General features: G+C 44.5%; 24 protein-coding genes. 12 read left to right on the top strand and 12 right to left on the bottom strand.

Going from position 1 to position 26,636, the window contains the following annotated elements:
- Nucleotides 1–24: 24 nt before the first annotated feature.
- Nucleotides 25–879 carry a co-chaperone DjlA gene (gene djlA, locus AB4351_RS16630; RefSeq protein WP_017061385.1) on the bottom strand — a complete coding sequence of 285 codons (855 nt, stop codon included), beginning with the start codon at nucleotides 877–879 and terminating at the stop codon, nucleotides 25–27.
- A gap of 149 nt (nucleotides 880–1,028) precedes the next feature.
- On the opposite strand from djlA, the gene lptD reads away from it, so the two are divergent.
- The 6 genes from lptD (at nucleotide 1,029) to AB4351_RS16600 (ending at nucleotide 7,788) form a co-directional block, all read left to right on the top strand.
- Entirely contained in the window at nucleotides 1,029–3,353 is a 2,325-nt protein-coding gene (gene lptD / locus AB4351_RS16625) for an LPS assembly protein LptD (protein WP_372126617.1), read from the top strand.
- Nucleotides 3,354–3,396: 43 nt separating this feature from the next.
- A complete protein-coding gene (gene surA, locus AB4351_RS16620; protein WP_065584690.1) occupies nucleotides 3,397–4,695 on the top strand; it encodes a peptidylprolyl isomerase SurA in 1,299 nt (432 codons plus the stop codon).
- Complete coding sequence (pdxA, locus tag AB4351_RS16615) at nucleotides 4,682–5,674, top strand: 4-hydroxythreonine-4-phosphate dehydrogenase PdxA (protein ID WP_372126615.1); 993 nt, start codon at nucleotides 4,682–4,684, stop codon at nucleotides 5,672–5,674. The genes surA and pdxA overlap by 14 nt, the downstream gene beginning before the upstream one ends.
- Nucleotides 5,671–6,486 carry a 16S rRNA (adenine(1518)-N(6)/adenine(1519)-N(6))-dimethyltransferase RsmA gene (rsmA, locus tag AB4351_RS16610; protein ID WP_017062942.1) on the top strand — a complete coding sequence of 272 codons (816 nt, stop codon included), beginning with the start codon at nucleotides 5,671–5,673 and terminating at the stop codon, nucleotides 6,484–6,486. Before pdxA ends, rsmA begins: the two co-directional genes overlap by 4 nt.
- Nucleotides 6,487–6,574: 88 nt before the next feature.
- On the top strand, nucleotides 6,575–6,955 hold the full coding sequence (apaG, locus tag AB4351_RS16605; protein WP_004735899.1) for a Co2+/Mg2+ efflux protein ApaG: 381 nt from the start codon (nucleotides 6,575–6,577) through the stop codon (nucleotides 6,953–6,955).
- A 29-nt stretch (nucleotides 6,956–6,984) separates the two neighbouring features.
- Nucleotides 6,985–7,788, top strand: coding sequence for a symmetrical bis(5'-nucleosyl)-tetraphosphatase (locus AB4351_RS16600; RefSeq protein WP_372126614.1), 804 nt, complete (start codon nucleotides 6,985–6,987; stop codon nucleotides 7,786–7,788).
- A 74-nt stretch (nucleotides 7,789–7,862) separates the two neighbouring features.
- Here the strand turns inward: AB4351_RS16600 and folA are convergent, their stop codons facing one another.
- The 6 genes from folA to rplU form a co-directional block, all read right to left on the bottom strand.
- Nucleotides 7,863–8,342: a type 3 dihydrofolate reductase gene (folA, locus tag AB4351_RS16595; protein WP_372126613.1), complete on the bottom strand. Its 480-nt coding sequence runs from the start codon at nucleotides 8,340–8,342 to the stop codon at nucleotides 7,863–7,865.
- Nucleotides 8,343–8,378: 36 nt separating this feature from the next.
- On the bottom strand, nucleotides 8,379–8,852 hold the full coding sequence (locus AB4351_RS16590; protein WP_017062945.1) for a threonine/serine exporter family protein: 474 nt from the start codon (nucleotides 8,850–8,852) through the stop codon (nucleotides 8,379–8,381).
- Nucleotides 8,852–9,619, bottom strand: a complete 768-nt coding sequence (locus tag AB4351_RS16585; RefSeq protein ID WP_017061378.1) for a threonine/serine exporter ThrE family protein — start codon at nucleotides 9,617–9,619, stop codon at nucleotides 8,852–8,854. The genes AB4351_RS16590 and AB4351_RS16585 overlap by 1 nt, the downstream gene beginning before the upstream one ends.
- A 164-nt stretch (nucleotides 9,620–9,783) precedes the next feature.
- Nucleotides 9,784–10,956: an Obg family GTPase CgtA gene (gene cgtA / locus AB4351_RS16580; RefSeq protein WP_017061377.1), complete on the bottom strand. Its 1,173-nt coding sequence runs from the start codon at nucleotides 10,954–10,956 to the stop codon at nucleotides 9,784–9,786.
- 323 nt (nucleotides 10,957–11,279) lie between these two features.
- Nucleotides 11,280–11,537: a 50S ribosomal protein L27 gene (gene rpmA, locus AB4351_RS16575; protein WP_004735905.1), complete on the bottom strand. Its 258-nt coding sequence runs from the start codon at nucleotides 11,535–11,537 to the stop codon at nucleotides 11,280–11,282.
- Nucleotides 11,538–11,556: 19 nt separating this feature from the next.
- A complete protein-coding gene (gene rplU / locus AB4351_RS16570) occupies nucleotides 11,557–11,868 on the bottom strand; it encodes a 50S ribosomal protein L21 (protein ID WP_004740823.1) in 312 nt (103 codons plus the stop codon).
- A gap of 268 nt (nucleotides 11,869–12,136) precedes the next feature.
- Between rplU and ispB the strand changes: the two genes are divergently transcribed.
- Nucleotides 12,137–13,108, top strand: a complete 972-nt coding sequence (gene ispB, locus AB4351_RS16565; RefSeq protein WP_372126611.1) for an octaprenyl diphosphate synthase — start codon at nucleotides 12,137–12,139, stop codon at nucleotides 13,106–13,108.
- Nucleotides 13,109–13,212: 104 nt separating this feature from the next.
- Here the strand turns inward: ispB and AB4351_RS16560 are convergent, their stop codons facing one another.
- A complete protein-coding gene (locus AB4351_RS16560) occupies nucleotides 13,213–13,404 on the bottom strand; it encodes a hypothetical protein (RefSeq protein ID WP_017061375.1) in 192 nt (63 codons plus the stop codon).
- Between the two features lie 124 nt (nucleotides 13,405–13,528).
- Nucleotides 13,529–14,464, bottom strand: a complete 936-nt coding sequence (gene mdh / locus AB4351_RS16555) for a malate dehydrogenase (protein ID WP_009847834.1) — start codon at nucleotides 14,462–14,464, stop codon at nucleotides 13,529–13,531.
- 332 nt (nucleotides 14,465–14,796) lie between these two features.
- Between mdh and argR the strand changes: the two genes are divergently transcribed.
- The 4 genes from argR (at nucleotide 14,797) to AB4351_RS16535 (ending at nucleotide 19,955) form a co-directional block, all read left to right on the top strand.
- Nucleotides 14,797–15,267: a transcriptional regulator ArgR gene (gene argR / locus AB4351_RS16550; protein ID WP_004740827.1), complete on the top strand. Its 471-nt coding sequence runs from the start codon at nucleotides 14,797–14,799 to the stop codon at nucleotides 15,265–15,267.
- A 342-nt stretch (nucleotides 15,268–15,609) separates the two neighbouring features.
- Complete coding sequence (locus tag AB4351_RS16545; protein WP_017061374.1) at nucleotides 15,610–16,578, top strand: TAXI family TRAP transporter solute-binding subunit; 969 nt, start codon at nucleotides 15,610–15,612, stop codon at nucleotides 16,576–16,578.
- A gap of 255 nt (nucleotides 16,579–16,833) precedes the next feature.
- Nucleotides 16,834–19,413 (top strand): TRAP transporter permease, encoded by a 2,580-nt coding sequence (locus tag AB4351_RS16540; RefSeq protein ID WP_372126610.1) that lies wholly within the window; start codon nucleotides 16,834–16,836, stop codon nucleotides 19,411–19,413.
- 104 nt (nucleotides 19,414–19,517) lie between these two features.
- On the top strand, nucleotides 19,518–19,955 hold the full coding sequence (locus AB4351_RS16535) for a universal stress protein (RefSeq protein WP_017061372.1): 438 nt from the start codon (nucleotides 19,518–19,520) through the stop codon (nucleotides 19,953–19,955).
- Between the two features lie 83 nt (nucleotides 19,956–20,038).
- On the opposite strand, the gene AB4351_RS16530 is transcribed toward AB4351_RS16535, so the two are convergent.
- Both AB4351_RS16530 and rluA read right to left on the bottom strand, forming a co-directional pair.
- Nucleotides 20,039–21,001 (bottom strand): D-2-hydroxyacid dehydrogenase, encoded by a 963-nt coding sequence (locus AB4351_RS16530; protein WP_372126608.1) that lies wholly within the window; start codon nucleotides 20,999–21,001, stop codon nucleotides 20,039–20,041.
- Between the two features lie 36 nt (nucleotides 21,002–21,037).
- Nucleotides 21,038–21,772, bottom strand: coding sequence for a bifunctional tRNA pseudouridine(32) synthase/23S rRNA pseudouridine(746) synthase RluA (rluA, locus tag AB4351_RS16525; protein ID WP_372126607.1), 735 nt, complete (start codon nucleotides 21,770–21,772; stop codon nucleotides 21,038–21,040).
- A 158-nt stretch (nucleotides 21,773–21,930) separates the two neighbouring features.
- Here rluA and AB4351_RS16520 point away from each other — a divergent pair, with 158 nt between their 5' ends.
- Nucleotides 21,931–23,208, top strand: a complete 1,278-nt coding sequence (locus tag AB4351_RS16520) for an NRAMP family divalent metal transporter (protein ID WP_372126606.1) — start codon at nucleotides 21,931–21,933, stop codon at nucleotides 23,206–23,208.
- 92 nt (nucleotides 23,209–23,300) lie between these two features.
- Here AB4351_RS16520 and rapA read toward each other — a convergent pair whose 3' ends face one another.
- Nucleotides 23,301–26,210, bottom strand: a complete 2,910-nt coding sequence (gene rapA / locus AB4351_RS16515) for an RNA polymerase-associated protein RapA (RefSeq protein ID WP_017062952.1) — start codon at nucleotides 26,208–26,210, stop codon at nucleotides 23,301–23,303.
- Nucleotides 26,211–26,636 lie beyond the last annotated feature (426 nt).

The following is a 26,636-nucleotide window of genomic DNA, read 5'->3' as shown; positions in this document are numbered from 1 at the left end:
GTTATTACTCAGTTTAGTGTTCAATTACTTAAAACCTTTTACTTTCTTTATCAGGTCATAAGCATTCTGAATTTCTTGCGATTTCTCTTTCGCAACATTCATCATCTCAGGCGGTAAGCCCTTCGCCATCAGTTTATCTGGGTGATGTTCATTCATCAGCTTGCGGTAGGCTTTCTTCACCTCTTTACCGTCAGCACTTTCACTCACACCAAGAACCTTATATGCGTCGCCAAGTTGGTTCTGTTGCGAAGCCTGTTGCCAACCTGATGATTGCCCATGACCCTGATGGCCACCAAAGCTTCCACCTTGCTGTTGGAAACGGAACGCAGCTTCTTGCATCTGCAAGCGGCGTTCTAGTTGTGCTGCCGAAAACCCAAGCCCTTGCGCTATTTTATGCAGAACTTGACGTTCACTCGGGTGCAAACTTCCATCCGCAAATGCGGCAGATACCTGAAGCTCTAGAAAGAACTGCAGAAGATCAAAACGACCACCCGATGAGATTTTAACTCGCTCAAGTACGTCGTTCAGAGGGAAGTCGCTCTCTTTGCCGTCACGGAATGCATCTTGCGCTGCTTTACGCTGTTCGCCATGCAGGTTCATACGCTCCATCATGGTAGAAGCGAGTTGAATCTCTTCTGGCGTTACCTGCCCTTTCGCTTTAGCAACGTGCCCCATAACCGCAAAAGCGGATTTAAAAAACTCGTTCTGTCTTTCTGCTTGGCTTGGACCTCGACCAAAACCAGAGCTATTGAAGCCTGATTGGTTCAATCCGCGAGCTTTATCGAATTGGTGTCCTAAAAACAGACCAAAAACTAAACCGAGTGGCCCTCCAAATAAAAAGCCAAAAAACGCGCCCAAAATTTTGCCAAATATTTGCATTATGTGTTCTCTATCTATGAATTTTATCTGAGTAATGCTGTCTGATGATGCTGAATGCTATTATTTCCTTTATCATAAGGAAAATGCTTTATTAATTGGATTGATACTAGATCAACCCTTCATCTAGTGACACAGGATAGTTCAACTTCATGCAATCTTTTTCCCGCACCTTGTTAGCCGCGTCTATAAGTACGGCGTTATACGTGTCGACAACTCAAGCTGAAACAATCACCGATAGTAGTGTGCAGGAAATGCCCTCTATAGATCAATGCTTGATCGAGCCCGCTGCAGAAAACGAGACACAGCTACCCGCTCATGTTGAGTCAGATCGCTTAGAAGCTATCAATGGTGACAAGGCAATATATTCAGGTGACGTAGTCGTTACGCAAGGGAACAAGACCATCGTTGCCGATAACGTAACCCTGCACCAACAAGAAAATATCGTTGTAGCTGAAGGCAACGTAAACTTTAGTGATGGTCAAATCAAATCTATCTCAGACAGAGCGACCAATAATCTGACTACAGATGAAATGACGCTTGAGAACACCGATTACGAATTCCTTTGCGAGCCCGGTCGCGGAGATGCTGTTTATATTGCAAAAACAGGTAAAGCGGTTTATGAGATTGAAGATGGTTCGATTACGTCTTGCCCGATTGGTGATAACGCTTGGCGCCTAAGAGCATCGAGCATCAGTGTCGACCAAGACGAAGAACAAGCCACTTTTTATAATCCACGTTTTGAAATCCAAAGTGTTCCTGTCTTTTACTTACCTTACTTAACGGTACCGGTGGGTGATACACGTAAAACCGGTTTCTTGTACCCAACAGTTTCATACGGTTCAAGCGATGGTTTTGAAGCTGAAATCCCAGTTTATTGGAACTTAGCACCAAACTACGACTTAGAAACCACTTTCAAGTACATGCAAGAGCGTGGCACTCAACTCAACAGTAAATTCAGATATTTGAGCGACTTTGGTTCAGGTAGCATCAAATCAGAATACCTACCTGATGATAAAAAGTTCGAAGAGAAAGGTGACCGCTGGGGTGCACAACTCCAGCACTCAGGTATATTCCAACAGTCTTGGTTATTCGAAGTCGACTACTCAAAAGTGAGTGATATTGATTACTTTACTGACGTTAGCTCAAGCAGCATAGGTAACCGTGAAGATGGCCAGCTATTACAGGAAGGCCAGGCAACTTACCGTTCTCAAAACTGGGATGCGTCTGTACTTGTACGAGATTTCCAAGTTCTTACTACGAGCAACAATCTACCTTATCGTCTGATGCCACAACTCGAGTACAATTACTATGCTCCTGAGGTAATGGATTACCTAGATTTTGACTTAATCAGTCATATATCAATGTTCGATACCGACGCATCAGGCAAACCATCAGCCACTCGTGTTCACGTTGAACCTGGTATTACAATCCCAGTAGGTAACACTTGGGGCACTTGGACAACCGAAGCACGATTACTTGGTACATACTACCAACAGGATCTGAATGACATTGATAGTGAGTATGAAGATTTAGAGGAATCAGTAACACGTGTAATACCTGAGTTTAGAAGCCACGCAGGTATCGTTCTTGAACGTGATACAAAAATTGTAGGTAATTACACTCAAACACTCGAACCTCAAGTTCAGTACCTTTACGTACCAGAAGAAGATCAAAGCGATATTGGTCTTTATGATACTACGCTGTTACAAACCGACTATTATGGCTTATTTAGAAGTCGTAAATACAGTGGCGTAGACCGCGTTGCTGCGGCAAATCAAATCAGCTATGGCGCCTCGTCTCGTTTCTTTGATGATGAATATAAAGAACGTCTCAATATTTCTTTTGGCCAAATTTTTTATATCGACAAAGATACAAAACAGACTTTAGACAACGACGACTCTGATAAGAAAACTAATTATTCGTCTTGGGCTATCGAAATGGACTTCAACTATGATGACTACCTGTTCTACCATGGTGGTGTGCAATACGACATCGATACCACTGCGATGCAACTTGCCAACAGCACATTAGAATATCGCTTCGCAGGCGGTTACATACAGACCAACTATCGCTATGTAACAGAAGAGTACATAAATGAAACTGTTGATTTTGACGTATCAGGAATAACTAGAGATGGTATCTCACAAGCGGGTTTACTTGGTGCCTACCAAATTTCACCGAAATGGAGCACAAGTGCTCAATATTTCTATGACTTAACCACACAAGAGGATCTAGAGTGGTTAGCTCGACTAAATTATAAATCGGACTGTTGGTACATCGGCTTTACCTATAGCAACCGTTTGACGAACAACATTAGTGATCCAAGTATCACTCCTGAATATGAAAACAACTTTAGTGTGAACTTCGGTATTATCGGCTTTGGTACCAATATCGGCTCTGACTCCGGTGCAATTGGGGAAAGCAGTTCTGATAACTCTTTGAGCTACGGTCGCCCATTCTTCTTAAACAACTAATTTTCTTTACTGATAAGAAATCAGTAAATTTAAAGGATTACACATGACATTGTGGAAACGCACATTAATTGCTATTGCAGCGACTTGTACTTTATCAACAAGCTTTGCAGCACCGGTTGAGCTAGACAGCGTAAAAGTTATCGTTAACGAAGGCGTTATCTTACAAAGCGACATCGATGCTTCGATGAAGACACTGCGTGCCAACGCAAAAAAAAGCGGTCAAACACTGCCATCGCAAGATGTGCTCAATGAGCAAGTACTAGAAAAACTGATCATCGATACTATTCAAACTCAAGAAGCAGAACGTATCGGTGTTCGTATTGATGATGCTCGACTTGATCAAGCAATTGAAGGTATCGCTAAAGACAACAACCAAACGGTAGAACAACTTACCGCATCGGTTGCTGAAGAAGGCCTTAGCTACAATGCATTTCGAGAGCAAGTAAGAAAAGAGATTGCAGCAAGTGAAGCTCGTAACGCCTTAGTTCGTCGCCGTATCAATATTCTTCCTGCGGAAGTTGATAACCTAGCAGATATCTTAGCGCAAGAGACTAACGCGACCGTTCAATATAAAATTGGCCACATTCAACTGCGCTTTAATGATGACCAAACCAAAGAAGAGTTAGAAGCTCAAGCTACTGAACTGGTTGAAGAACTGAACTCAGGCAAAGATTTCAGCACCATGGCATATACTTACTCTAAGGGTCCTAAAGCGCTGCAAGGTGGTGATTGGGGTTGGATGCGTAAAGAAGAGATGCCAACCATTTTTGCTGACCAGATCAAAATGCAAAACAAAGGCAGCATCATCGGTCCTTTCCGTAGCGGTGTAGGTTTCCACATTCTAAAAATTGAAGATGTGAAAGGCTTAGAAACCGTAGCAGTAACGGAAGTGAATGCTCGTCATATCTTGATTAAGCCAACCGTAATCTTGAGTGACGATGGCGCGAAAGAACAACTTGAAGAGATCACGCGCCGCGTAAACACAGGTGAAGCGAGCTTTGGCGACCTTGCACAGCAATACAGCCAAGATCCAGGTTCTGCAGTACAAGATGGTGAGCTAGGCTACCAAACACCAGATTTGTATGTACCAGAATTCAAACACCAAGTAGAAACGCTACCAGAAGGCAAAATCAGTGCGCCATTCAAAACCGTACACGGTTGGCACATTGTTGAAGTACTAGACCGTCGCGAAGTCGACCGTACCGATTCAGCTTTGAAAAACAAAGCTTACCAAATTCTATTTAACCGTAAATTCAACGAAGAAGCTGGTGCTTGGCTACAAGAAGTAAGAGCAAGTGCCTTTGTTGAGATGGTTGAGGACGACCAAGATGACAACAACTAAACGTATTGTCATAACCGCAGGTGAACCAGCAGGGATAGGCCCAGATTTAACTTTGGCTCTATCTCAAGAAAGTTGGCCTCATCAACTCGTGGTTTGTGCTGATAAAACACTGCTATCCGAGCGAGCTAAAATTCTTGGTATCGAAGTCGATCTTCTGGACTACGATGCAAATGCAGCTAAGCAACCGCAACGCGCTGGCACACTGGTAGTGAAACACGTTCCACTTGCTGAAACGGCAGTTGCAGGTCAACTCAATGAGGCTAATGGTCATTACGTATTAAATACTTTAGAAACCGCAGCAATTGGCTGTATGAATGATGAATTTGATGCTATTGTCACCGGCCCCGTTCACAAGGGTGTAATTAACCGAGCTGGCGTTGCTTTTAGCGGCCATACCGAGTTCTTTGCAGAGAAGTCCAATACACCACTGGTGGTGATGATGTTGGCAACTGAAGGGCTGCGTGTTGCGCTAGTAACAACGCACATCCCACTAGCTTATGTATCTCAAGCTGTGACCGAAGACAGATTAGAGCAAATTATTGCTATTCTAAATAAAGACTTGGTTGAAAAATTTGCTATTGAGAAACCAACTATCTATGTGTGTGGCTTGAATCCACATGCTGGTGAAGATGGTTGTTTAGGGCGTGAAGAGATTGAAACCATCACCCCGACGCTAGAAAAAATTCGCCAAAAAGATGGCATCAATTTAGTTGGCCCATTGCCAGCAGACACCATCTTTAATGAAAAATATTTGCAAGATGCAGATGCTGTTTTAGGTATGTATCACGACCAAGTACTCCCGGTATTGAAATACAAAGGGTTTGGTCGCTCAGTGAACATCACGCTTGGCTTACCGTTTATTCGCACATCAGTCGACCACGGTACCGCCTTAGACTTGGCAGGGAAAGGCCAAGCCGATACAGGGAGCTTTAGAACAGCGCTCACGCAGGCCATTGAATTAGTAGAGAAAAAGCAATGAGAAATGATGTCCACTTAGGGCACAAAGCGCGTAAACGTTTTGGTCAAAACTTCCTTAACGATCCATACATTATTGATGGCATCGTATCGAGTATTAACCCACTACCAGGTCAAAACTTGGTAGAGATCGGTCCTGGTCTAGGCGCAATTACTGAGCCTGTGGGTAAGCTTGTCGATAAATTTACTGTTATCGAATTGGATAGAGACCTTGCAGAACGTCTTCGTAACCATCCAGATCTTGCGGACAAGCTAACGATCCGTGAAGGCGATGCGATGAAGTTCGATTTCCAAGAACTGGTTAAGCCAAACAATAAGCTACGCATCTTTGGTAACTTGCCATATAACATCTCTACACCATTGATGTTCCACCTTTTTGAATTCCATAAAGACGTGCAAGACATGCACTTTATGCTTCAAAAAGAAGTGGTTAACCGTCTAGCTGCTGGCCCTGGCAGTAAAGCTTACGGTCGTCTTACTGTAATGGCTCAATACTACTGTAAAGTAACGCCTGTGTTAGAAGTTCCACCAACGGCCTTCGTTCCGCCACCGAAAGTAGACTCAGCAGTCGTGCGCCTACAGCCATACGAAGTGCTGCCTTATCCGGCAAAAGATCTGAAATGGCTAGATCGCGTCTGTCGTGAAGGCTTTAACCAACGTCGTAAAACAGTTCGTAACTGCTACAAGAGCTTAATCGATAAGGAAGTGCTTGAAGAGCTAGGTATCAACCCAAGCATGCGTCCTGAGAACTTAACGCTCGAGCAGTTTGTCGACATGGCAAACTGGTTGTACGACAGTCATAACGCTGACAAATAAATAAAAAAGGCTCCTACACTTCGGTTAGGAGCCTTTTTTATGTAATACTTTAATTACATTAAGTATATCAACAACAAAAGGTGCGAATATGGATATATCTACGCCTTGTATCAAATGCCAGGTTCACTCTAAGTACATAGAAGAACAATCTGAGCCAACGAAGAATCGTTATGTCTTCGCCTACATTATTACCATCAAAAATCTAAGTAAAACAACGGTGCAACTTATGTCTCGCCGCTGGTTAATTACCGACTCTAACGGCAAGCAGCTCACCATTGAGGGTGATGGTGTAGTTGGCCAACAACCCGTGATTGAAGCCAACGACGAGTACACCTACACAAGTGGTACGGTCATCGAAACCCCTGTTGGCGTTATGCAAGGTCACTATGTGATGACCGATAACAAGGGCATTGATTTTATTACCGAAGTTGACCCATTCAGACTCGCAATCCCTAATATTCTTAATTAGCCGTACATCCGTATCTATAGGAAATTATTGTGTCGAATTATATTGTCGGAGACATCCAAGGGTGCTTCGACGAACTTCAATTACTGCTTGAAACCATCAACTTTGATAAACACCAAGATACTTTATGGGTCGCTGGAGACTTAGTTGCTCGAGGCCCTAAATCATTGGAGACGCTACGCTTTATTCGTAGCCTTGGTGACGCAGCTAAGGTTGTATTAGGCAACCACGACTTACATCTTTTGGCGGTGTCCTTAGGGCTATTTCCAGCGAAACCAAAAGATAAGACTCTAGCGATTCTTGATGCTGAAGATCGTGAACTGCTAATCGAATGGTTAAGACAACAGCCTTTGCTTCAAGAACACCCAGAGTTCGTGATGTGCCATGCGGGTATCTCACCGCAGTGGAATCTAGAAAGAGCACGCATTGAAAATCGAGAGATCGTATCCTTGCTGAAGTCGGACAGATGGCAATGGCTAATCGAAAACATGTACAGCAACGCGCCTGATTTATGGCATCAGGATTTACATGATATTGAGCGCTATCGCTATGCGATCAATAGCCTGACAAGAATGCGTTTCTGTTTTGAAGATGGCCGTCTCGACATGGCATGTAAGCTACCACCGAATGAGATTACCGATGAACCATTAGTGCCATGGTTTGACCTTCCGCAACGCATAAAACTCGATAAAACCGTTGTTTTTGGACACTGGGCTGCGCTTGAAGGCTATAACGGAAAAGACGTAATTGGACTTGATACTGGATGCGTCTGGGGAGGTGAATTGACAATTCTTCGCTGGGAAGATAAACAGTTTTTCACTCAGAAAGCGCTATAAAGATACGAGAAACTTGCGCTACCTTGGTAGGGTAACGCAAGCATTTTTCAGAGACTAGCTATTGATAACCACAGTTAACGCTCGAGAATCACAAACTCCATGTTGTGTTTGTTTTTCTCGTCAGCTTGATAGCTCTCGTTGAAGCTCTGCTTCCAACCTTCACCCCAGTCAGGAAATTGTGTATCTCCATCGACGGCGAAATCGATGTAAGTCAGATACAACTTGTCCGCTTTAGGTAAGCAGCTCTCATAAATAGAGCCGCCACCAATGATCATCACCTCTTCAACATCACTGAGTAGCTCTAGAACCTGTTCAATAGAAGTTACCGTGGTCACTCCTTCAATTTGCAAGTTCGCATCACGGCTGATCACAATGTTTAATCGACCCGGCAAAGGGCGTCCAATAGAATCGTAGGTCTTACGTCCCATCACGACTGGTTTACCCATAGTCGAGCGTTTAAACCATGCAAAATCCGCAGGTAAATGCCAAGGCATCTGATTGTCTTTACCAATTATACGGTTGTTTGCCATTGCCGCTATCATGCTGATGATCATAAATCGAAAGTCCTGTCCCTAAAAAGAAAATTAACGCTAAACGATAGGTCTACGGCGATAGAATAACAGCCCTGGCACAGCTAAGCCAACCGCCAACCCTGCGATAATGAACATCGATTTTAAAAAGTTCTCCATCAACATTGCCAACAACTCAGGCGTGTAGCCTGCCCTGTTAATCTCCACCATCGCAATCATCGCCTTGAAGGCGAACACACCTGGCACCATAGGAATTAGAGCTGCAACCGTAAACACCTTCGGATGTGCTAACAGTTTATGTGACCAATGAACCCCTATCATACCAACCACGGTTGCGGCGAAGAACGTCGCCCATTCGATTGGAATACCAAAGTGCATCATCAGATACCGGCTACCATGACCGATAGAACCACCGAGTGCACAATAAATTAACGCACGTTGCGGAACGTTAAACACCAATGCAAACCCAACCGCAGGAATAGCGGCGAAAAACATATCGTTGAGCAGACCTAAAAACAGTTCGAAAATACTCATTAGCTTGCCCACCCCCAAACATCTGATAGACTCATCGCCGCGACAATGCCCAAGCTCGTCGCCAGAGTTAATAAGCTGGCCATGGTAAAGCGCGCTAACCCCATATTAATATGGCCTTTAAGCATATCAGCGACGGAGTTAATCAGAGGAAAACCAGGTACTAACATTAATACAGATGAAGCCATCACGATCGTGGGTTGGCCGCCAATATTGTAAAGTACGGCTTGAGCTGAAATGGTCGTGGTAACGAATGCTGTGATAGCAAAGTTTAATAGCGGATTGAAATGGCGGTGCCCAATCTCTTGCCTGACGATCATACCGCAAGCTGAAGCAATAAAAGTCATCATGAAGACTTGCCAGTCTCCGCCCGCAAGGTGGCTAAAAGAGGCGCACGACAACCCTATCATCACAACCACTAACCAACGGTTGTAGCGCTCGGGGCTGATGTTTTGAATCTTTTTATACGCCAAATCATAATCGAGAATTCCCTTCTCCATCATGATGCAAATGCGTTGAATGTCGGTGATAACCTGCATGTTAATGCCACGATCAGCACAACTTCGAGTAGTGGTAATACAGTGATCATCCATTACGGTAGTTACAACAAGCGCATTGGCTGACAGTGCGACTTCAACCTCATTCACCCCACAAGCAATACCGATGCGACGCATGATATCGCCGACCAGTGTGCTCTCTGCCCCGTGCGCCAATAACATTTGTCCTGATTGAGCGACGAGTCTTGAGATCGCTCTTTGCTTTGATGCCATGATTTCCTTCCCATAGGCGTTAATTATCTAAAGATAAATTTTGCATAAAAAACAGTAAGACGTCATGATTTAGATACAAAAAAACCGCAATTTTCATTGCGGTTTAATAAAACTATCAGTGTACTTGTAAGAAGCGACCGATGCGTTATGAGAAACTAAGAGGATTAGTCACGAACATAGATAACATGGCCGTCATCCTCTTCGTCATCCCAATCGTCCCAATCGTCGTCATCTTCAGTAACGACATTCTTACCGCTCATCGCATCTTTATGGTAGTCATCCCACATAAAGTCTACTTTTTCTTCTTCTTCAACTTCTACAACTTCACGAGGTAGGTTTTCCATAAACTCACCTAGTTTGAAGCAAAGATCTTTGGTGCCGATTTTATTCACAGCAGAGATCTTGAAGTACTCGCCTTCCCAGCCCAAAGCATCGATGATTTCTTGAATCTTTTCGTCTGCTTCGTCTTCTGGCATTAGGTCAACTTTATTGAACACTAACCAGCGAGGTTTTTGTGAAACTTTTTCACTGTATTGCTCAAGCTCATCGATGATCGTTAGTGCATTCTGAATAGGATCAGATTGATCGATCGGCATAATGTCGATCATATGCAGAAGAACACGACAACGCTCAAGGTGCTTAAGGAATCGGATACCAAGGCCAGCGCCATCAGCTGCGCCTTCGATTAGTCCTGGGATATCGGCAACAACGAAGCTCTTTTCAGGGACAACACTTACCACACCCAAGCTTGGGATCAAAGTAGTGAACGGGTAATCAGCCACTTTTGGTTTCGCAGCAGATACTGAACGAATAAAAGTAGATTTACCTGCGTTTGGTAGGCCAAGCATACCAACGTCAGCTAATAGAAGAAGCTCTAAACGCAGTTCACGAACTTCACCTTTAGTACCCATTGTCTTTTGACGAGGAGCGCGGTTAACAGACGATTTAAAACGCGTGTTACCAAGACCGTGCCAACCACCTTTACCAACCATTACTTTCTTGCCGTGTTCAGCAACTTCAGCAACGATTTCGTTGGTGTGGATATCAACTGCACGCGTACCAACTGGTACTTTCAGCGTAATGTCTTTACCACGTTTACCAGTACAGTTACCGCCGCGACCATTCTCGCCACGCTCTGCATTGTAAAAACGTTGGAAACGGTAATCGATCAGTGTGTTTAAGTTCTCATCCGCTTGGATGTAAACATCACCGCCGTCACCACCGTCGCCGCCATCAGGACCACCTTTAGCGACGAATTTTTCGCGCCAAAAGCTAACTGTACCATTACCGCCATCACCGGCTTCTATTTTTACTACCGCTTCATCAACGAATTTCATTTTTTAACTCCGCACTTACGTTGCGTTACCACTCATCAAGGAGTGATATAAATTCTAGCAGATCCGTGTTTAGATCGATCACCTAAGATCTAGGCCGACCTGCAACCAAGGAACAAATAAGGAGAGGTTCTTTGCTTCTTATTTCTTAAAAACAAACGGCTTCTTAAAAACTAATCTGTTTATCAAAAAATAAAACGGCTTCTCAAAACCAAAACAAGAGCGTCTGCTTTTTTATTCTTGCTATAAATAAAAAACCCTGCCGAATCGGCAGGGCTTTTGAATTCAGCTTGAAAGCTAATAAAATAATCTAGTTAAAGATTAAATTACTCAGCTTCGATGCTTACAAACTTACGGTTTTTAGGACCTTTAACAGCAAATTTCACTTTACCTTCAGTAAGAGCGAAAAGAGTGTGGTCTTTACCGATGCCAACGTTTGTGCCAGCATGGAACTTAGTACCACGTTGACGAACGATGATGTTACCTGCAAGAACAGATTCACCACCAAAACGCTTAACACCAAGACGTTTGCTTTCTGAATCGCGGCCGTTATTAGTAGAACCGCCAGCTTTTTTATGTGCCATTGTTAAACTCTCCTAATACTTAAGCGTTAATGCCAGTGATTTTCACTTCAGTGAACCACTGACGGTGACCAGCTTGCTTACGCGAGTGCTTACGACGACGGAACTTAACGATTTTTACTTTATCGCCACGACCGTGTTGTACTACTTCTGCAGTAACCTTGCCACCTTCAACAAGAGGTGCACCAACAGCGATTTCTTCGCCGTTAGCAACAAGAAGAACTTTATCAAATTCAACAGTTGCACCAGTTTCAACGTCTAATTTCTCTAAACGAAGTGTTTGACCTTCGCTTACTCGGTGTTGTTTGCCACCAGATTGGAAAACAGCGTACATATTTTACTCCGCTTTTTCCGCACAGCCTATGGTTGTTAATTGTACAACTCGGGTGTGCGCTAAACTAATCAATAGGGCGCAGATTCTACGGGAATCATGGCGCTATGACAAGCCATATTTTTAAAAAATTGGCGAAAACCTGTTCGCCAAAGAAAAGTGCGGCAATCATGCCCTTTAGCGATGTATTAATCAACGTTTTTTAGTGTATTATTCAACAATTAAATACAACGTATAAGCCTTACAGGGTCTAACTTCAGCCGGATGAACAATGGATTTTAAAGCTATCCAAACGCTTACTGCCAATGATATGGCAAAAGTGAATGAAACAATTCAAGCCCAACTTAATTCTGACGTAAGTTTAATCAACCAGCTTGGTTTTTATATCGTTAGCGGTGGTGGCAAACGCCTACGCCCTTTGCTTGCTCTTTTATCTGCTCGCGCACTTGGTTATCAAGGTGAAGCTCATATCACCTCTGCAGCCTTTATCGAGTTTATTCACACCGCAACCCTGCTTCACGACGATGTTGTCGACGAATCGGACATGAGACGTGGTAAGGCGACAGCCAATGCCGCTTTTGGTAATGCCGCTAGCGTTTTGGTGGGTGACTTTATCTACACACGCTCATTCCAAATGATGACAACGCTAGGATCTTTAAAGATCCTTGAGTTAATGAGTGAAGCAGTAAACGTGATTGCCGAGGGTGAAGTTCAACAATTAATGAACTGCAATAACCCAGACACCACAGAAGAAAGCTACATGCAGGTGATCTACTCTAAGACCGCTCGCTTGTTCGAAGCTGCGACCCAAATCGGCGCAATTCTTACTGAGTCATCACCAGAGATCGAAACAGCAATGCAGAACTACGGTAAATACCTAGGCACCGCATTCCAACTGATTGACGATGTGATGGATTACACTGCTGATGGTAAAGAGATGGGTAAGAACGTTGGTGACGATCTAGCCGAAGGCAAACCAACACTGCCTCTACTTTACGCAATGCATAATGGCTCTCCTGAACAAGCAAGTATGATTCGTGAAGCGATTGAGAAAGCGAACGGCATGGAACGTCTCGACGACATTATGGCTGTGATGAAAGAGATAGGCTCTTTAGAGTACACCACAAATAAAGCCTACGAAGAGGCCGATAAAGCCATCGCTGAGCTTTCTGTACTTCCTGACTCTGAATATAAGCAAGCGCTAACCACGCTCGCACACTTATCTGTTAAACGCAGCAAGTAAGCAGCTTAATAGACAACTCGCTTCTAGCTTCTATATAAATAACAAAAAAGAGCCTCAGGGCTCTTTTTTTTGGTTTTCAACAAATATTTGTAGGTGAGCCAAATTCAATATCGACTGGCTTCTAATGATAACGGCAGTTGTGCTTCAATCTCTTCAAGCTCTTCCATTGGCACCGCGTACTGCTCATGCCCGTTGTAAGTCTCTACTAGCGCGTACTGCTCTTGCTCATCAATTACCAATACTTTTCCTAAGTGCCCCAAATATTCGACATTCATACCCTTCTGAACAGTAGCCATAACATTTACCTTCACATTAATTGTAAAGCTAAATACGAGTAGCTTGAACTTCAGGATCAAAAAAGCCGATCATAATGACCGGCCCTTATTAATTAGCTTAAGTCTGAGTTAAATAGCGTTTCGCTTATTTAGCGAATTCAACACCAATCTCGATGTCACCATTTAGCGTCTCAAGCATGCTATCTAAAGCGTTACGTTCGAAGTCACTCAGCTCACCGTAGCTAAGGATCGCTTCAGCGCCCTCTTTGCCTAGTTTAACTGGCTGTGCGAAGAATGGAGCGTGTTCGCCTTCACCTTCAACGTATGCACATTCAATCACGTTCTCTTCACCTTGAAGCGCTTTCACTAGAGCAAGACCGAAACGACAAGCCGCTTGACCCATAGACAGTGTCGCACTGCCGCCGCCAGCCTTCGCTTCTACTACTTCTGTACCTGCATTTTGGATACGAGTCGTTAGTGCTGCGATTTCTTCGTCAGTGAACTCTACGCCTTCAACTTGAGAAAGTAGAGGAAGAATCGTTACGCCTGAGTGGCCACCGATAACAGGAACACGAATGTCGCCTGGATCTTTGTCTTTAAGTTCAGCAACGAACGTTTCAGAACGAATCACATCAAGAGTCGTAATACCAAATAGACGACGCTTGTCGTAAACGCCCGCTTTCTTCAGTACTTCAGCCGCGATTGGCACTGTTGTGTTTACGGGGTTCGTGATGATACCAACACAAGCAGTAGGACAAGTAACTGCGATTTTCTCTGCAAGAGACTTAACAATGCCAGCATTCACATTGAAAAGATCCGCACGATCCATACCAGGCTTACGAGCAACACCCGCTGAAATAAGTACAACATCCGCACCTTCGAGTGCTGGTGTTGGATCTTCACCCGCGTAACCTTTGATCGAAACAGGCGTTGGGATATGGCTAAGATCGGCAGCAACACCCGGTGTTACCGGAGCGATGTCGTAAAGTGCAAGATCTGAACCAGCAGGTAGGCGGTTCTTAAGTAGTAGGGCTAGGGCTTGACCGATGCCACCAGCGGCACCAATAACAGCTACTTTCATTGTTATTCTCCTTGAGAGCTTTCTCTTATAGATTCTTTGTAGGGTAATTCTTGAGCTAAATCTAAGTTAAAAAACTATATTAATCACAAAGTGATTACAATCAATTAACGCTAGCTTTGCGACTTCGCGCAAGTCAATAAAACCGTGCTACACAGCAAGTTCGCATTATGGCGATAATCGACTGAAATAACAAAATAAGTCGTCGCAAATAACACATTATTCTATTAAATATTTACAGTGATATGACTAACAAATTACAGGGATGTTTTGGCTAAAATTGAATATGTATGCGAGAATATGCAAACATCTTTGTTAATGAATAAGAATGACATATGCGCAATACAGAAAAGCAAGACAACTTAGTTCGTGCATTTAAAGCCTTACTAAAAGAAGAACGTTTTGGCTCACAAGGCGAAATTGTGGATGCCCTAAAACACGAAGGTTTTGAAAGCATCAACCAGTCTAAAGTCTCGCGTATGTTAACCAAGTTTGGTGCCGTTCGAACTCGTAACGCAAAAATGGAGATGGTTTACTGTCTTCCTGCTGAGCTAGGTGTTCCGACCGTTTCTAGCTCTCTAAGAGAATTAGTACTAGATATTGACCACAACAATGCATTGGTGGTGATACACACAGGTCCTGGTGCGGCGCAGCTGATTGCTCGTTTATTAGACTCACTAGGTAAGTCGGAAGGTATACTGGGCGTAGTCGCAGGTGATGATACTATCTTCATTACCCCAACGTTATCGGTTACCACTAAGCAACTGTTTGATTCAGTGTGTGAACTGTTTGAATACGCAGGATAATTGATCGCTGTTTCATAACTATCAGCCTTATTAATGGATCACGAGTATCTATTTGCTTCGTGATCCAAATCACATCCTAGAATATCCATACCTCCCTTCCAAAATCACACTAAACCATTGATTTTAAAAAACTCAGTAGCAAATCAAACACGAGATCAAGACATCATTTGTTAGATTTTTTAGCTATATCTTTTAACATTCGAGTAATTTTCTGCCAATTTTTGATATTATTCAGCCACTTTTTCATCACATGGATTGAAAAAGGTGCCGTTTCCAAATAGGAAACTCCTGAAGCAACTACACTTGTTTCAGGGTTAATAATGAATAAAGGAAGGGAAATTCATGGCATTTACCAAACTTATTAAAGTTGGTGCTATTGCAGCTGCTGTAATGGGCGCTGGCGCTGTTAACGCTCAAGAGTTCATCACGATTGGTACTGGTTCAGTTACGGGTGTTTACTACCCAACTGGTGGTGCGATTTGTAAGCTAGTGAACAAGGGCCGCAAAGACCACAACATTCGTTGTTCTGTAGAGTCTACTGGTGGTTCAATCTACAACGTTAACACCATCCGTGCTGGTGAACTAGATTTCGGTGTTGTTCAATCGGACTGGCAATACCACGGCTACAACGGTACAAGTAAGTTCAAAGATCAGGGCGAATACAAGAAACTTCGCGCGATGTTCTCTCTACATACAGAACCGTTCAACATCATCGCTCGTACTGATGCTGGCATCAACAATGTGTCTGACCTAGCAGGTAAGCGTGTAAACATTGGTAACCCAGGTTCTGGTGACCGTGCAACGATGGGTGTTGTAATGGACGCTATGGGCTGGACTAACGACAGCTTCAAGCTTGCTTCTGAACTTAAAGGTTCTGAGCGTTCACAAGCACTTTGTGATAACAAAATTGATGCATTCATCTACATGGTTGGTCACCCGAACGGATCAATCAAAGAAGCAACAACGTCTTGTGATGCAAAACTGGTTTCAGCAACAGGTCCACAGATCGACAAGATCGTAGCTGAAAACCCATACTACGCTTACAGCACAGTTCCTGCTGGTATGTACCGTGGTACTGACGCTGACGTAAACAGCTTCGGTGTTGCAGCTACTATGGTAACAACTTCAGACGTTTCTGAAGAAGTTGCATACAACGTTGCTAAGGCAGTATTTGAAAACTTTGACACTTTCAAACGCCTACACCCAGCATTTGCTAACCTGAAAAAAGAAGACATGGTTAAAGCGGGTATCTCTATCCCTCTTCACCCAGGCGCAGCAAAATACTACAAAGAAGTGGGCCTTCTAAAGTAACTCTACTTTAAGCCTACTACACCAATAAGGAGGCTAGCCCTCCTTATTGGCTTTTCACGTTTTATAAAAATAATTTAAGTGAAAAGAACAGCCCTTTAAGTTTCTCCAATTTGGAGGACTTACCTTCGTATCAAGCCTAAGACAAAGACGAACAAAAAACGCATTTCCCTATCCATTCACTACACTAGATAGGAAATAAATAACGTTTGGTTGTTCGTAAGAAAAGGCAGACCATCAATAATAAGGATAAAGTACATGACGCAGACAACATCACCGTCTCCAGATGTGCAAGAAATGGTGGCACAATCAGATACTGGTGCGCGTAGCCCTCGTGGTATCCAAGGCCGTATTTTATGGTTTGTGCCTCTATGTTGGTCACTGTTCCAACTTTGGTATGCATCTCCGCTGCCGTTCATTTTTAACTTCGCAATTTTAAACGACACTGAAGCTCGAGCAATTCACCTTACGTTTGCTATTTTCCTAGCCTTTACCGCTTATCCAGCCATGAAGAATTCGCCTAGGGATCGCATCCCCGCAGTCGATTGGATATTAGCGCTTGTAGGTAGCTTTTCAGCTTCTTATATCTATATTTTCTATACTGAACTCGCTGAGCGATCGGGCGCACCAACAACATTCGATATTGTTGCGGCTGTATTCGGTATGGTTTTACTGCTTGAAGCAACACGACGCGCTTTGGGTCCACCTCTTATGGTTGTGGCAGCAGTATTCCTACTTTATACCTTTGGCGGCCCTCACATGCCGGACGTTATTGCCCACAAAGGTGCGAGCCTGAACAAGGCAATGTCGCATCTGTGGCTAACAACTGAAGGTGTATTCGGTGTGGCACTTGGCGTATCAACGTCATTCGTATTCTTGTTTGTACTGTTTGGTGCAATGCTAGAACGTGCTGGCGCCGGTGCTTACTTTATTAAAGTTGCATTCTCACTGCTTGGTCACATGAAAGGCGGCCCAGCGAAAGCAGCCGTTGTCGCATCAGGTCTGTCTGGTTTGGTATCAGGTTCATCTATCGCGAACGTGGTAACCACGGGTACCTTTACTATCCCGCTAATGAAGCGTGTTGGTTTCCCGGGCACTAAAGCAGGCGCAGTAGAAGTCGCGGCTTCAACCAATGGTCAATTAACACCACCTATCATGGGTGCAGCAGCCTTCTTGATGGTTGAGTATGTGGGCATTTCGTATGTAGAAGTAATCAAAGCCGCGCTACTGCCCGCTCTGATCTCTTACATCGCTCTGATTTACATTGTTCATCTAGAAGCATGTAAAGCAGGTATGACTGGCCTACCTCGTCGCCACACACCAACTATCGTACAAAGCTTACTGTCTTTCACGGGTACCATTTTAGGTCTGTGTGTTATCAGTGCCGCAGTTTACTACGGTGTCGGTTGGACGAAAGATGTCTTTGGCGATGCTGCAACACCAATCGTAACGGTGGCTCTATTAGTCGCTTATGTCGCTCTGGTTCGTGTATCAGCAAAATACGCATCTGAAGGCGGCATGGAAATCGATGCGGATCTCAAAGAAGTTCCGGATCCAGGTCCAACAATTAAGTCTGGCCTGCACTTCCTATTGCCTATCGTGGTGCTTGTTTGGTGTTTAACAGTTGAACGTTTCTCTCCAGGTCTGTCGGCATTCTGGGCGACCGTGTTCATGATCTTCATTCTGATCACTCAGCGTCCGTTAATGACTCTGATGAACAAATCAGACGATCTTGCAGAGCAAACTAAAGCTGGCTTCGTTGATCTCGCAGAGAGCTTGGTTTCAGGCGCACGTAACATGATTGGTATCGGTGTCGCGACAGCGGCTGCAGGTACGGTTGTAGGCGTGGTGACTCTAACGGGTATCGGTCTAGTAATGACGGACTTCGTTGAGTTTGTCTCAGGCGGTAGCATCATTCTTATGTTGCTATTCACTGCAGTAATCAGCTTGATCTTAGGTATGGGCTTGCCAACAACGGCGAACTACATCGTTGTATCAACGCTGATGGCTCCGGTAATCGTGACCCTAGGCGCAGCGCACGGCTTGATCATTCCACTGATTGCGGTTCACTTATTTGTGTTCTACTTCGGTATTCTTGCGGATGATACACCTCCGGTAGGTCTCGCGGCGTTTGCAGCAGCGGCAATTGCGAAATCAGATCCGATTCGTACTGGTATCCAAGGCTTCACCTATGATATCCGTACCGCTATCTTGCCATTCATGTTCATCTTCAATACCCAACTACTGTTGATGGGTATTGATTCTTGGTGGCACTTAGCACTAACGATTTTCTCTTCTGTGACTGCGGTACTTATCTTTGCCGCAGCAACTCAAGGTTGGTGGTTCACCAAGAACAAGTGGTGGGAAACTATACTGCTTATCGTTCTGACCTTCTCTTTCTTCCGCCCAGGTTTCTGGTGGGACATGATTTATCCAGAGAAAGTTCTTTCACCTGGAGTTGAGATCGCTCAAATCACAGAAAACCTATCTGTGGGACAATCACTTGAATTGAGAGTAGGTGGCGAAAACTTAGAAGGTGACTATTCTGAAAAGACAGTTCGCCTGCCGTTTGAAGATTCTGCGACCTCAAGTGAAGATCGTATTGCCTCTATGGGTCTAATGCTGACTGAATCAGAAGGCAAGATGATTGTTGATATGGTTGAGTTCGGTAGCCCAGCAGAAGCGGCTGGTATTGATTTCGATTGGGAAATCAAATCCGTTATCCAAGATGCAGATCGACCAATGAAAGAGTGGGTATTCTTACCAGCTCTGATCATTTTGATTGGTTTAGCGATGAACCAAAGAAGACGTGCTCGTAAGGATGAGATTAGCGCGTAATGGATAATGCTGAGTAGTGCTTAGCGCTATTTGGCTTTATTACATGGAAAGGATAATTACAGTGCTAAGTGAAAGCTTAGCGCTGATTAAAAAGAGACGAATACATGTATAAACAAATCCTTGTTCCTGTTGATCTTAATGACAAAGGCTTTTCTGATAAGGCAGTCGAACTGGCGGTATGGCACGCAAAACACAGCAATGCTGAAATCCACATTCTGAACGTACTACCAGGCATTCACATGTCGATGGTGGCGTCTTACTTCCCGAAAGATGCAGCGAACCAAATGAAGCTTGATGTTAAAAATCAGCTGAAAGAGTTTGCTGACAAGCACATTGACGATGAAGTGGTGTATAAAGTTCACGTTGCCGAAGGCAAGACTTACACAACGATTCTAGATTACGCAGAAAAACTGGGCGCTGACCTTATCGTGATGCCTAGCCATAAGCGTTCGAAAATCGACAAAGTTGTGCTTGGTTCTGTTGCAAGCAAAGTGGTACAGAACTCACCAATCAATGTATTGGTGGTTAAACCGCAAGGTTAAGTCATTTAATCGACACACAATCTAAAAAGGTTGGCCTACAGGCCAACCTTTTTTGTTTTAATTCATGCTACATAGCTTTAGAGTCAATTCACTATGTTTTGCGGGCTACCCGCAATAAAGCCTTCAATATTATCCATTAAGATATCAGACAGTTTTTGAATCGAGCTGTCGCTGCCCCACGCCACATGTGGAGTGAGTAATAAGTTCGGTAAGTGGCTATTAGCCAATAGTGGATTTGAGTTGTCGGCTGGCTCTTGTGTAAACACATCCATACCTGCGCCTGCAATCTCATGTTTTTTCAAAGCCCCAACTAGGGCTTGTTCATCTACTAGACCTCCGCGCCCGGCATTAATTAATACCGCGCTCGATTTCATCATTGTGAGCTCTCGCTCTGAAATCAGATTTTGGGTCGCATCAGTCAATGGGCAATGTAGACTGATCGCATCCGCTTGCTTCAATACCGTATCAAAAGGTAGATACCCTTCTCGACAAGACTCTGCTCCTTTTCGCTCGGCAAACATCACCTTCATACCAATCGCTTTGGCTAACATTGCGGTGGCTTGACCTAAGCTGCCACTCCCCATCAACCCCAGTGTGCTGCCAGCCACATCTTGAATCGGATGAGTAAAGAAGCAGAACTGCTTGTCCTTTTGCCACTCGCCCGCCTCAATGTCTTTATGATAACCAACAAGGTTTCGTTTAAGTGCAAACAGCATTGCGATGACATGTTCAGGAACCGATTGAATCGCATAGCCTTGCACGTTTGTCACTGCAATGTTTTTAGATTTGCAGTATTCCACATCGACATTATTGACACCGGTCGCTGAAACCGCGATCAACTTGAGTTTTTTCGCACCAGCGAGATTCGACTCATTGAGCACTACCTTGTTAGTGATCACCACATCAGCTTCTTCAACTCGCTCCGATACTTGCTCAGGAGCAGTAAGGTCATACTCTACCCATTCATGCTCAAAGCTCAGAGGCTTTAAATGAATTTGAGATGGGATAGTCGCTCTATCGAGAAACACAACATTCAGCGTTGGCATTCTTCTTCCTTGGTTAGATCTATGAATCAGTCCATTCTAAGCTTTTAGCTTACTGTAGTCTGGAAGCTCAAGCGCAATTTCAAAGTGCTGTTCGATTTGTGGCGATGCTTGAGGATAAAACTCACACGGAGCAAAGGCTTTGAATAACTGATCATTGGCCGGGTGATAAAAACTGAGTTCACACGCGTGCAGAGCTAACCTCTCGCTATAGATAAATGCATCTGGCGTTGCATAAAACTCATCACCCACAATAGGATTCCCCACCTCCATGCAGTGCACTCGCAACTGATGAGATCGTCCCGTGATAGGCAGTAGCTTCAATAAGGTCGTTTTTACCTCTTCTTGCTCAACCACATAGCGAGTCTGAGATGATTTACCATCCTCGAAACACACTTTCTGCTTCGGCCGGTTTGGCCAATCGCAAATAAGAGGGAGGTCAATCAAACCTTCAGCTTCTTCTACTGAACCCCATACTCGGGCGTAATAGAGTTTGTGTGTCAGTCGATATTGAAATTGCTTCTTCAAATGACGCTCAGCTTGTTTGTGTTTAGCGAGCAGCATCAAGCCTGAGGTCGACATGTCCAATCGATGAACGACTTGAATCTCTGGAAATTCGACAACTAACCGACTCCACATGCTGTCGTAATGCTCAGGTAACCTACCCGGAACAGAAAGCAGGCCTGCAGGCTTGTTCACCACAAGAATATCGTCATCTTGATAAACAATATCAATCCACGGTTCACGCGGTGGTGTGTACTGTTCTAACGCCATTGAAGCCTCTTAATTGCTAGTGAATAAATAATTTACGGTTGATTCGTTTATAAATAAATACAACTTTCAACATTTTCGTACATAAAAGTTGACGACTTTACAAAACATGGTATTGATAGGGTAACGGATAATAAGAAGTCAGCATCAAAGGAAAAACGATGGACAGTACGGTTAAAACCACCAACACAAAAACACCAACCTCAGCTCCCCTATCAAGTTTAATTAAGTCTCTTGGCCCAGGCGTTATGATGGCCGCAGCGGCTGTAGGTGGTTCTCACTTAGTCGCCTCAACCAAGGCGGGTGCGATTTATGGTTGGCAGCTTGCCGCTCTCATTATCCTCGTTAACGTATTTAAATATCCATTCTTCAGAGCCGGCATCCAATACACGCTAGGAACGGGTCAAAGCTTGGTGGAAGGTTACTCTAACCTAGGCCGCCCATACCTTGTGATCTTTTCGATCTTGAGTGCCATATCTGCGGTCGTGAATACCGCTGCCCTGCTATTATTCAGTGCAAGCCTACTCAGTTACTTTGTTCCTTTCGATTTAGCCACTAGCACCTTGTGCATGATCGTTTTAGCGACCTGTTTGACCATTCTGTTTGCTGGCCATTATCGTGCTCTAGATACACTATCTAAAGCGATCATGGCGATCTTAACCATCACAACCTTAGCTGCAGTCGCCATTGCTATCGGCTCTCCAGTCGAACCTGATGCTGCTTTTGTTCCACCGTCGCCTTGGTCATTGGCTGCTATTGGTTTTATCGTGGTGACCATGGGTTGGATGCCTGCGCCTATCGAAATATCAAGCATCACCTCTATGTGGCTAAAAAGCCAAAAAGAGAAGCAGGAAGTGACCGCACAATCAGCGCTGTTCGACTTTAACGTTGGCTACATTGGTACGGCGCTGCTTGCTTTAGTATTCGTTGCGTTAGGCGCGCTAGTACTTCACGGTTCGGGAGTTGAACTGTCTCGCTCCGGTGTTGGCTTTACTCATCAATTGGTCGGCATCTACGCTTCGACAATTGGTGAATGGTCTCGCCCGTTAATCGCTCTTATCGCTTTCTTCTGTATCTTTGGTAGCACCATTACCGTTATCGATGGCTACTCACGCGTGCTTGCTGAATCACAACGTCTATTATTCAAAAAAGATTCAAGCCCAAGAATGCTGCAAGGCTGGATAATCATTGTCTCTATCGCGGCACTCGCGATTGTGATGTTCTTTAGCGCAGCACTGATGCCTATGCTCGATTTCGCAATGGTACTCGCGTTTGCAACAACGCCATTCTTCGCTCTGCTTAATTTCATCTTGGTCAACAAAGCTAAGCTTCCAGAAGCGCTAGCCATTGGCAGCAAACTAAAATGGTTGTCTGTAGCAGGTCTTGTTTACCTATTTGGTTTCCTAGCGGTATTTGTTTGGTGGAAGTGGTTAATGTAACCAGCTACTTGAATTGTTAATTAAGCTACAGATACAAATAAGGCCTTCATAATGAAGGCCTTATTTCGTTGAAGCATTTCGCTCATTCAAAACTAGTTGTGAGAAACCACAATCAAGCGTAATGAATCTAGCTGAACCTGAGCTTTGCTGATGTAACCGGTCAGTTCATTGATTTGAGCTTCGATTACCTCTAGCTCTTCATCACGAATATTAGGATTCACGGCTTTAAGCGCTTGTAGACGCTCTAATTCACCGTTCAGGTTAGTCTGCATATCTCGTTGAGCTTGTTCACGCACTTCTTCCACTTTAGGAAGTACGTGCGTCTCACCCGCTTCGATTAGCTTGTGAATTTCACCTTGTACCGAGTTAACTAGCTTGCTCGCTAGGTGACGGTTTACAGGGCTTAATTGACGGTTAAAGCTGTCGAACTCAACCTGAGCTGATAAGTCATTACCACGGCCATCCATCATCAAACGAATTGGCGTCTTAGGCAAGAACTGGCTGATACCGCTGCGTTTCGGCGCTTGCGCATCCACAAGGTAAACCAGCTCAAGCAGGATAGTACCCACTGGCAGCGCTTTGTTTTTCAGTAGTGATACCGCTGATGCACCAACACCTTCACTCAGTAGCAGATCGATACCGCCCTGAATCATTGGGTGTTCCCAGCTAATGAAGTTCATGTCTTCACGAGAAAGCGCAGTATCACGATCAAACGTGATGGTTGCGCCTTCGTATGGTAAGCCTGGGTAGCTTGGCACCATCATGTGCTCAGACGGCGTTACAACCAGAGCATTCTCACCCTTGTCGTCTTGGTTCAAGCCAATCGTATCGAACAGGCTTAGTGCAAACGTTACTAGGTTAGTGTCGCCGTCAGTCGAGGCAATCTTCTCTGCAATTTCATGCGCTTTGTCGCCGCCGTTTGAGTGCATTTCTAATAGGCGATCACGGCCTTTTTCTAGATCTGATTTCAGGCTTTGATTTAGCTTGGCAGACTCTTCAATCACTTCATCAAGTTGCTCAGTGTTACCAGAAGCCAGCATCTCGATAAGAACATCTGAGTACTTATCGTAAACCGTGCGACCCGTTGGACAAGTTTCCGCAAATGCATTCAGACCTTCATCGAACCAACGCGCAAGGATCGCCTGTGATGTGCCTTTTAGGTAAGGAACATGAATGTCGATATCACGCAGCTGACCGATACGGTCCAAACGGCCAATACGTTGCTCAAGCAAGTCTGGGTTGAATGGAAGATCGAACATCACAAGTTGGTTAGCGAACTGGAAGTTACGACCTTCAGAGCCGATTTCACTACAGATAAGAACCTGAGCGCCGCCCTCTTCTTGAGCAAAGTAAGCCGCAGCTTTATCACGCTCTAGAATCGACATGCCTTCGTGAAATACGGTTGCACGCACACCTTCACGCTCACGCAGTGCTTGCTCTAATTGAAGAGCCGTACTTGCACGAGAGGCGATCACTAGGATTTTCTCGCTGCGCTTGTCTTGGATCTTTTCAATCAACCAGTTAACGCGTGAGTCGAACTGCCACCAGCTTGAATCTTCACCTTCAAACTCTTGGAAGATCTCTTCTGGATACAGCATCTTCATTGCACGAGCTTCGGGAGCCATTTTGCCACCGATCATGCCAGATACACGCATTGAGGTTGTGTACTGCGTTGGAATCTCCATCGGCAGTAGGTTTACATTACGCTTAGGGAAGCCTTTGATTGCAGCACGTGTGTTTCTGAAAAGAACACGGCCAGTACCATGGCGATCCATAAGGTTATCAATCAATTCTTGGCGAGCTAACGCTTGCTCTTCTTCGCTGCTATCACCTTCGATAACGCGGAATAGAGGCTCAACATCTTGCTCAGAAAGCAGTTCCGTAATCTGGTTCTTCGCGCTGTTTTCAAGCTTCACTCCAGAGAACAGAGCCGTTACTGCATCAGCAACCGGTGCGTATTGGTCTTCTTCTTCAACGAATGCTTCGTAATCGTAGAAGCGATCAGGATCAAGCAGACGCAGACGTGCAAAGTGGCTCTCACGACCAAGCTGTTCAGGCGTTGCTGTTAGTAGTAGCACACCAGACGTATTTTCCGCTAAGCCTTCAACCACTTGGTATTCACGGCTTGGTTTGTCTTGGCTCCACTCAAGGTGGTGCGCTTCATCGACAACCAACAAGTCCCACTCGCCTTCAAGTGCTTGCTCGTAGCGCTTACGGCTCTTACGTAGGAAGTCCAAAGAACACAGAACGTACTGCTGGGTATCAAACGGGTTGTCTGATTCAGCAAACGCTTCAATACAACGCTCTTCATCGAAGATAGAAAAATGCAGGTTGAAACGGCGCATCATCTCTACTAACCATTGGTGTTGTAGAGTTTCAGGAACCACAATCAGAATGCGTTCAGCACGGCCAGACAGCACCTGTTGGTGGATGATCATGCCCGCTTCGATGGTTTTACCTAGGCCCACTTCATCAGCCAGTAAAACGCGCGGAGCGTGACGACGACCCACTTCATGAGCGATGTATAGCTGATGAGGGATCAAGCCAGCACGCATACCACACAAGCCACGCATCGGGCTCTTGTGTTGTTGGTACTGGTTGCTTAGCGCACGGTAACGCAACACAAAGTTATCCATACGGTCGATTTGACCTGCGTATAGCTTATCTTGTGGCTTGTTAAAGCGGATCTGGTTGCTTAAGAAGATTTCACGCAGAGTGACTTCTGTTTCTTGGGTATCTTCGCGAGTACCTAAGTAGGTTAGCAGCCCTTTGTCTTCGATAACTTCTTCGACAGACAGAGACCAACCTTCTTGGCATTCGATGACATCGCCTACATTAAACGTTACTCGGGTTACGGGAGCATCAGTACGTGCATAAACACGGTTTTCTTCTGACGCTGCAAACATTAGTGTCACTGTGCGAGCATCCATTGCTACAACGGTACCTAAACCTAAATCGCTCTCCGTATCGCTTATCCAGCGTTGCCCCAAAGCAAATGTCATGAATCGACTACCTCAATCTTATAGTTGGAATTTGGTCTTCTTAACTGCAGTTTTAAACAAGAACATTATCGCTCCTGAACTAAAAATATAGCCAAAAATGTCTAGTTTGCAGCCACTTTTTAAGTGCGCTCTCAATAATAAATATCTCGAGAAAATGGTGCAGAAAAAGGTCGCTAATCTTACTCGATGCTGTGATTTAGGTCACGCCTAAAGGAGATGATTTCATGCTTTTTTTCTGTTTTCGCCAGTGCAATCAAACTGTCAAAAATTCATGGTTAATCTATAGGTAGCAGATTGCTGCTCTCAAACGAATACACCATATTCACTCGTAACGATATGGTGCTGTTCCTCTAGATGAAGTTTAGGTGAGTAGTTGACTATCACCAGAATCAGATACTAATCTTTATATGAGCTTTATCTACGTTC

The sequence above is a fragment of the Vibrio sp. 10N.261.51.F11 genome (assembly GCF_041471665.1).
In the GTDB taxonomy this organism is placed as follows: domain Bacteria; phylum Pseudomonadota; class Gammaproteobacteria; order Enterobacterales; family Vibrionaceae; genus Vibrio; species Vibrio crassostreae_C.
The sequence above is the reverse complement of the archived record's forward strand: the minus strand, read 5'-3'. Positions and strand labels throughout refer to the sequence as shown.

What these genes read in the sequence shown, in the direction of transcription:
- rpmA (WP_004735905.1), bottom strand. Translation starts at nt 11,537, where the DNA reads ATGGCACATAAAAAAGCTGGCGGTTCTACTAATAACGGCCGCGATTCA.
- AB4351_RS16545 (WP_017061374.1), top strand. Translation starts at nt 15,610, where the DNA reads ATGGCATTTACCAAACTTATTAAAGTTGGTGCTATTGCAGCTGCTGTA.
- surA (WP_065584690.1), top strand. Translation starts at nt 3,397, where the DNA reads ATGACATTGTGGAAACGCACATTAATTGCTATTGCAGCGACTTGTACT.
- lptD (WP_372126617.1), top strand. Translation starts at nt 1,029, where the DNA reads ATGCAATCTTTTTCCCGCACCTTGTTAGCCGCGTCTATAAGTACGGCG.
- AB4351_RS16520 (WP_372126606.1), top strand. Translation starts at nt 21,931, where the DNA reads ATGGACAGTACGGTTAAAACCACCAACACAAAAACACCAACCTCAGCT.
- folA (WP_372126613.1), bottom strand. Translation starts at nt 8,342, where the DNA reads ATGATCATCAGCATGATAGCGGCAATGGCAAACAACCGTATAATTGGT.
- apaG (WP_004735899.1), top strand. Translation starts at nt 6,575, where the DNA reads ATGGATATATCTACGCCTTGTATCAAATGCCAGGTTCACTCTAAGTAC.
- mdh (WP_009847834.1), bottom strand. Translation starts at nt 14,464, where the DNA reads ATGAAAGTAGCTGTTATTGGTGCCGCTGGTGGCATCGGTCAAGCCCTA.
- rsmA (WP_017062942.1), top strand. Translation starts at nt 5,671, where the DNA reads ATGAGAAATGATGTCCACTTAGGGCACAAAGCGCGTAAACGTTTTGGT.
- cgtA (WP_017061377.1), bottom strand. Translation starts at nt 10,956, where the DNA reads ATGAAATTCGTTGATGAAGCGGTAGTAAAAATAGAAGCCGGTGATGGC.
- AB4351_RS16530 (WP_372126608.1), bottom strand. Translation starts at nt 21,001, where the DNA reads ATGCCAACGCTGAATGTTGTGTTTCTCGATAGAGCGACTATCCCATCT.
- ispB (WP_372126611.1), top strand. Translation starts at nt 12,137, where the DNA reads ATGGATTTTAAAGCTATCCAAACGCTTACTGCCAATGATATGGCAAAA.
- AB4351_RS16535 (WP_017061372.1), top strand. Translation starts at nt 19,518, where the DNA reads ATGTATAAACAAATCCTTGTTCCTGTTGATCTTAATGACAAAGGCTTT.
- rapA (WP_017062952.1), bottom strand. Translation starts at nt 26,210, where the DNA reads ATGACATTTGCTTTGGGGCAACGCTGGATAAGCGATACGGAGAGCGAT.
- AB4351_RS16585 (WP_017061378.1), bottom strand. Translation starts at nt 9,619, where the DNA reads ATGGCATCAAAGCAAAGAGCGATCTCAAGACTCGTCGCTCAATCAGGA.
- AB4351_RS16540 (WP_372126610.1), top strand. Translation starts at nt 16,834, where the DNA reads ATGACGCAGACAACATCACCGTCTCCAGATGTGCAAGAAATGGTGGCA.
- argR (WP_004740827.1), top strand. Translation starts at nt 14,797, where the DNA reads ATGCGCAATACAGAAAAGCAAGACAACTTAGTTCGTGCATTTAAAGCC.
- rplU (WP_004740823.1), bottom strand. Translation starts at nt 11,868, where the DNA reads ATGTACGCTGTTTTCCAATCTGGTGGCAAACAACACCGAGTAAGCGAA.
- pdxA (WP_372126615.1), top strand. Translation starts at nt 4,682, where the DNA reads ATGACAACAACTAAACGTATTGTCATAACCGCAGGTGAACCAGCAGGG.
- AB4351_RS16590 (WP_017062945.1), bottom strand. Translation starts at nt 8,852, where the DNA reads ATGAGTATTTTCGAACTGTTTTTAGGTCTGCTCAACGATATGTTTTTC.
- rluA (WP_372126607.1), bottom strand. Translation starts at nt 21,772, where the DNA reads ATGGCGTTAGAACAGTACACACCACCGCGTGAACCGTGGATTGATATT.
- djlA (WP_017061385.1), bottom strand. Translation starts at nt 879, where the DNA reads ATGCAAATATTTGGCAAAATTTTGGGCGCGTTTTTTGGCTTTTTATTT.
- AB4351_RS16560 (WP_017061375.1), bottom strand. Translation starts at nt 13,404, where the DNA reads ATGGCTACTGTTCAGAAGGGTATGAATGTCGAATATTTGGGGCACTTA.